Here is a 5,414-nt window from a genome sequence, read left to right on the forward strand (position 1 = left end):
GTGATGACCTCGTGGCTACGCTCACCGAAGGGGGTGCTGCGCATGCGCCGCTTCGGGTCGGCGCCCTCTCTACGCTCTCGCGCAACTTTCAGCTGCGTTTCCTGCGCCCCGCGCTGGCGGCCAAGGCCGAGCTGGTTCTATCCTCTGGCAGCAGCCTGTCATTGCTGCGCGGGTTGGAGGATCTCGCTCTCGACGTGGTGCTGTTGACCGATCCGCCGCCCCGGGACACCTTCCCCACGCTTGTCGCGCACCGCATCGCAGAACAGTCGGTCGGCATCCATGGTACGGCGCATCGCCTCGCCTACGGCTCACTTGCGGACCTGCTGAGTGCCCAGCCCGTGATCCTGCCAACTGAAAGCTCGATCCGAACGGGGTTCGACAGCCTTGTTGCCCGCCTCGGCATCACGCCCCGGATCGCCGCCACCGTGGACGACATGGCGATGGTGCGATTGCTCGCCCGCAGCGACCTCGGCCTCGCCATCACCCCCGCCGTCGTTCTGGCGGACGAATTGGCACAGGGCCTGCTTGCGAGCGCACCCTTCCCGCTCGACATCATCGAGAGCTTCTATGCCGTAACAGCGCCCCGGACATTCCCGCACCCGTTACTGGAAAGCCTCATCGGGCCGTTGACGGACCATGGGGATGTGTGAGGGTCGGGGGGGGCCATTGGCTACTAGGCGGCACGCCCGGAGGCCTACCGCCAATCGCGGATCCGTCCCGCCGAATTCGCCCTAACCTCAGGTATTGAACAGGAAATGCAACACGTCGCCATCCTTGACGGTATAGCTCTTGCCTTCGGCGCGCATCTTTCCGGCTTCCTTGGCAGGGCCTTCCCCGCCTAGGGTGACGAAATCGTCGTAGGCGATAGTCTCTGCCCGGATGAAGCCCTTTTCGAAATCGCCGTGGATGACGCCCGCGGCCTTGGGCGCGGTGGTGCCGGTGGGGATCGTCCAGGCGCGGGCCTCTTTCGGGCCGACCGTGAAATAGGTTTCAAGACGCAAAAGATCGTAGCCCGCGCGAATGAGCCGGTCGAGCCCGGCTTCCTTCAGGCCCATCTCTTCGAGGAACATGGCGGCCTCTTCGGGTTCGAGCTGACTGATCTCCTCCTCGATCTGTGCGGAGATCACCACGTGCGAGTTGCCCTGCGCCGCGGCCATTTCGGCCACCTTTTGCGAAAGGGCGTTGCCTTCCGCGGCCTCCGCCTCGCCCACGTTGCAGACGTATAGAACCGGCTTCGTCGTCAGAAGCTGGAGCATCCGCCAGGCTTTCGCGTCCTCGGCGTCCACCTCGACCGTGCGCGCGGGGCGGCCCGCTTCGAGAGCTTCCAGCGCCGCGCGCATCAGGCGTTCCTGCTGGACGGCCTCCTTGTCGCCGCCGCGCACTTTGCGGGTGATGTTCTGCAAACGCTTCTCGATGCTTTCAATGTCGGCAAGCATCAGTTCGGTTTCGATCGTCTCGGCATCGGCCACGGGATCGACGCGCCCCTCGACATGGGTGACATCGTCATCCTCGAAGCAGCGCAGCACGTGGGCGATGGCATCCACTTCGCGAATATTGGCAAGGAACTGGTTGCCCAAGCCCTCGCCCTTGCTCGCACCTTTCACGAGACCGGCAATATCCACGAAGGTCATGCGGGCGGGAATGACCTGTTTGGACTTGGCGATCCCGGCGAGCCTGTCCAACCGAGAATCGGGCACCGCCACTTCGCCGACGTTGGGTTCGATCGTGCAAAAGGGGAAGTTCGCCGCCTGGGCCGCGGCCGTCCGCGTCAGCGCGTTGAAAAGGGTGGATTTGCCGACGTTCGGCAGCCCCACGATACCCATCTTGAAACCCATGACCCACGTCCTCCGGAAAGTTCGCGCCGTCCTATGGTTTCAGCGGGCCAAGCGCAAGGCTTAGCGCGACCGGCGCTCTTCGCGCGACTGGTAGATCAGGATCCACGCCAGCAGGATGAACATCGGATGGGTCAGCCCGCCGGAAAAGATGATGGCAGGCACCCAGATCAGGAACACGATGATGCTGGTAAAGACCCGGCCCGTAAGCAGGATCGACAGCGGAGGCAGGAAAAGCGCGAGTACATAGTTCATGCGAGCCAAGATAGGTGCGGCGCGGGGAAAGAAAAGGGCCTGAGCCGACCCATCATGCCAAGGTGCATTGATTTTCCCGCCCGCATTCGGCATTGCGGGGCGGAGATTTGAAAGGCAGCCCCATGACCCGTATCGACGCCACATTCGCGAAACTGAAGACCGAAGGTCGCAAGGCCTTCGTCTCCTACGTCATGGCGGGCGATCCGGATTTCGACACCTCGCTCGAAGTGGTGCGCGGCCTGCCGGGGGCCGGGGTCGACATTATCGAGCTTGGCCTGCCGTTCACCGACCCCATGGCGGACGGTCCGACCATCCAGTTGGCCGGACAACGCGCGCTCGAAGGGGGTATGACTCTGAAGAAGACGCTCGAACTGGCGCGGCGCTTTCGCGAAGATGACGACACCACACCCATCGTGATGATGGGCTATTACAATCCCATCTATTCCATGGGCGTGGACGCTTTTTTGAAGGCCGCACGCGAAGCGGGGATCGACGGGTTGATCGTGGTGGACCTGCCGCCGGAGGAGGACAGCGAGCTTTGTCTGCCCGCGCAGGCGGCGGGCCTGAACTTCATCCGCCTTGCCACCCCCACGACCGATGACAAGCGCCTACCCCGCGTTCTCCAGAACACCTCCGGCTTCGTCTACTATGTCTCGATCACCGGCATCACCGGGTCGGCCGAAGCGGACGCCGCCGATGTCGCACCGGAGGTCACGCGCATTCGCGATGCGAGCGGCCTGCCCGTGATCGTGGGGTTCGGCGTGAACACCCCCGACAAGAGCCGCGCCATCGCCGAAGTTGCCGATGGCGTCGTCGTGGGCTCGGCCATCGTCGGACGGCTGGCACAGGGCGATAGCGTGCAGGACGTGCTGGCCTTCGTAGCGTCACTGGCCGAAGGCGCGCATTCGGCCTGAGAACGATTGGCAGGCCCGCGCGCGCGCTTGTGCGCTCGCAGCGGATTGAGTACTCCGGTAGCAATCTCTACTGCCGCAGCCGGAGGCCCGACCGCATGCCCGTCATCACCGAAATCGAAGATCTTCGTCGTCTCTACAAGCGGCGCGTGCCGCGGATGTTCTACGATTACACCGAAAGCGGAAGTTGGTCGGAACAGACGTTCCGGGACAACTCTGACAATTTCGACGAGATTCGCCTGCGCCAGCGCGTGGCGGTCGACATGTCAGGCCGCAGCACCGCGTCCCGGATGATCGGGCAGGATGTGACGATGCCGGTGGCACTCGCCCCCGTCGGGTTGACCGGGATGCAGCACGCGGATGGCGAGATCAAGGCCGCCCGCGCGGCCGAAGCCTTCGGCGTGCCCTATACGCTCAGCACCATGTCGATCAATTCGATCGAGGATGTGGCGGAGGCGACCACCAAGCCTTTCTGGTTCCAGCTCTATACCATGCGGGACGAGGATTTCGTGGCGCGGCTGATCCAGCGTGCGAAGGACGCGAAATGCTCCGCGCTGGTCATCACGCTCGACCTGCAAATCCTCGGCCAACGGCACCGCGATATCAAGAACGGCCTCTCCGCCCCGCCCAAGCTGACGGCAAGCACCATTGCCAACCTCGCCACCAAATGGGGCTGGGGGCGCGAGATGCTGGGCGCGAAGCGGCGCGAGTTCGGCAATATCGTTGGCCATGTGAAAGGCGTATCCGACGCCACCGACCTTGGTGCATGGACGGCGCAGCAGTTCGATCCCTCGCTTGACTGGGCCAAGATCGCCAAGCTGAAAGAGCAATGGGACGGCAAGGTGATCCTCAAGGGTATTCTGGATGCCGATGACGCCCGCAAGGCGCTGGAAGTCGGGGCCGACGCCATCGTGGTAAGCAACCATGGCGGGCGCCAACTAGACGGCGCACTGAGCGCGATCCGGGCGCTTCCGATGATTCTGGATGCCGTCGGGGATCAGATGGAGGTCCATGTCGACAGCGGCATTCGCTCCGGTCAGGACGTGCTGAAGGCGCTGGCGCTGGGGGCCACGGGCACCTACATCGGTCGCGCCTATATCTACGGGCTGGGCGCGATGGGTCAGGCCGGGGTCACCCGCGCGCTGGAGGTTATCCACCGTGAGTTGGATACAACCATGGCGCTTTGCGGGGAAACGTCGGTGCAGCGATTGGGCCGTCACAACCTGCTGATCCCCAAGGATTTCAGCGGCGACTGGCAGGATTGAACGCCCGAGGGATGGTTGCCCCATGCTGATTTTCCTGCGTCACCGGCTGGCGTTTCTGGCCACGCCCAAGACGGGCACCACCGCCGTGGAAATGGCCCTGCGGCCCAAGGCGGAGATCATCTTTGCCAAGGGCCGCAAACATGTCACGGCGCAGCGCTACAGGGCGCGCGTCGCCCCCTTTTTGCAGGAAACCTACGGCGCGCAGACCGAACCGCTCGCCGTGATGCGGGATCCGGTCACGCAAATCCGAAGCTGGTACCGTTACCGCAACGCCCCCCGGCTCGAAGGCAGCCCGCTCAGCACCCGGGGGATGAGCTTCGACGACTATGTGCTTCACGTCATCTCTGACGATCCGCCGCCCGCGGCCCAGATCGGCAGCCAGTTCCAGTTTCTGACCTCCGACACAGGCGAAGTGCTGGTCGATCATCTCTTCGCCTATGAGAGCCAGCCCGACTTTCGCCGCTTCCTGGCCGATCGTCTGGGCGACGATTTCGAGATCAAGCAGCGCAACGTTTCCCCCGAGGTCGACGCCCCCCTCTCGCCAGAGGTGGAGGCGCAGCTTCGCAGCGCCCGGGCAGCCGAATTCGCGCTATATGACCGGCTGCGCAGTGCCGGGGGTTATCTGCACACGCCCAAGCCCGCGGGCTGAGCCGCTTTCGGGCAAGCAGGGGGCAAATACCCTCTTTCCACTTTTCCCAAACGCGACTATACGCGCGACTTCACGTGGGACGACAGCCTTGGAGGCGTCCCGCCCTAACTTATTGGAGATTAAAATGGCCGGAGAGATTCCAGATCTTGAAGCCCAGGTACGGACGGGGACAGGCAAGGGCGCCGCTCGTCAGGCACGCCGTGACGGCATGGTACCGGGGATCGTGTTCGGAGGCGAGAAAGAGCCGCTGCCGATCAACATCCCGTTCAACAAACTGCTGACCATGCTGCGCGCTGGCCGGTTCAAGGCGACGCTGTTCAACCTGAAGGTCGACGGCCATGACGACGTCCGCGTGATCTGCCGCGACGTGCAGCGCCACGTGGTCAAGGACCTGCCCACGCACGTCGATTTCATGCGCCTGAAGCGGACCACCAAGATCAACCTCTTCATCAACGTCGAAGTGACCGGCGAAGAGGAATCCCCCGGTCTGAAGAAAGGCGGC

7 protein-coding genes are annotated in these 5,414 nt (G+C 63.7%); 5 read left to right on the plus strand and 2 right to left on the minus strand.

Going from position 1 to position 5,414, the window contains the following annotated elements; genetic code table 11:
* Positions 1 to 650 (plus strand): substrate-binding domain-containing protein (locus A3728_RS11185; protein WP_067923540.1); only part of this gene is annotated, 650 nt, incomplete at its 5' end.
* An 87-nt stretch (positions 651 to 737) separates the two neighbouring features.
* Here the strand turns inward: A3728_RS11185 and ychF are convergent.
* Both ychF and A3728_RS11195 read right to left on the minus strand, forming a co-directional pair.
* Positions 738 to 1,835 (minus strand): redox-regulated ATPase YchF, encoded by a 1,098-nt coding sequence (gene ychF, locus A3728_RS11190; protein ID WP_067923543.1) that lies wholly within the window; start codon positions 1,833 to 1,835, stop codon positions 738 to 740.
* Between the two features lie 60 nt (positions 1,836 to 1,895).
* Positions 1,896 to 2,087, minus strand: coding sequence for a hypothetical protein (locus A3728_RS11195; RefSeq protein ID WP_067923554.1), 192 nt, complete (start codon positions 2,085 to 2,087; stop codon positions 1,896 to 1,898).
* A gap of 122 nt (positions 2,088 to 2,209) precedes the next feature.
* On the opposite strand from A3728_RS11195, the gene trpA reads away from it, so the two are divergent.
* The 4 genes from trpA to A3728_RS11215 all read left to right on the plus strand — a co-directional run.
* A complete protein-coding gene (gene trpA, locus A3728_RS11200; RefSeq protein ID WP_067923546.1) occupies positions 2,210 to 3,001 on the plus strand; it encodes a tryptophan synthase subunit alpha in 792 nt (263 codons plus the stop codon).
* Positions 3,002 to 3,096: 95 nt separating this feature from the next.
* The gene (locus A3728_RS11205; RefSeq protein ID WP_067923548.1) at positions 3,097 to 4,263 is read left to right on the plus strand and encodes an alpha-hydroxy acid oxidase; all 1,167 of its coding nucleotides are present in this window, start codon (positions 3,097 to 3,099) and stop codon (positions 4,261 to 4,263) included.
* A gap of 22 nt (positions 4,264 to 4,285) precedes the next feature.
* The gene (locus A3728_RS11210) at positions 4,286 to 4,912 is read left to right on the plus strand and encodes a hypothetical protein (RefSeq protein WP_067923551.1); all 627 of its coding nucleotides are present in this window, start codon (positions 4,286 to 4,288) and stop codon (positions 4,910 to 4,912) included.
* Between the two features lie 124 nt (positions 4,913 to 5,036).
* A partial coding sequence (locus A3728_RS11215) for a 50S ribosomal protein L25 (protein ID WP_150120738.1) occupies positions 5,037 to 5,414 on the plus strand: 378 nt, incomplete at its 3' end.

Source organism: Sulfitobacter sp. HI0040, assembly GCF_001634885.1.
Taxonomy (GTDB): Bacteria; Pseudomonadota; Alphaproteobacteria; order Rhodobacterales; family Rhodobacteraceae; genus Sulfitobacter.

Coding starts and splice junctions, on each gene's coding strand:
- A3728_RS11210 (WP_067923551.1), top strand. CDS start 4,286: ATGCTGATTTTCCTGCGTCACCGGCTGGCGTTTCTGGCCACGCCCAAG.
- A3728_RS11205 (WP_067923548.1), top strand. CDS start 3,097: ATGCCCGTCATCACCGAAATCGAAGATCTTCGTCGTCTCTACAAGCGG.
- trpA (WP_067923546.1), top strand. CDS start 2,210: ATGACCCGTATCGACGCCACATTCGCGAAACTGAAGACCGAAGGTCGC.
- ychF (WP_067923543.1), bottom strand. CDS start 1,835: ATGGGTTTCAAGATGGGTATCGTGGGGCTGCCGAACGTCGGCAAATCC.
- A3728_RS11195 (WP_067923554.1), bottom strand. CDS start 2,087: ATGAACTATGTACTCGCGCTTTTCCTGCCTCCGCTGTCGATCCTGCTT.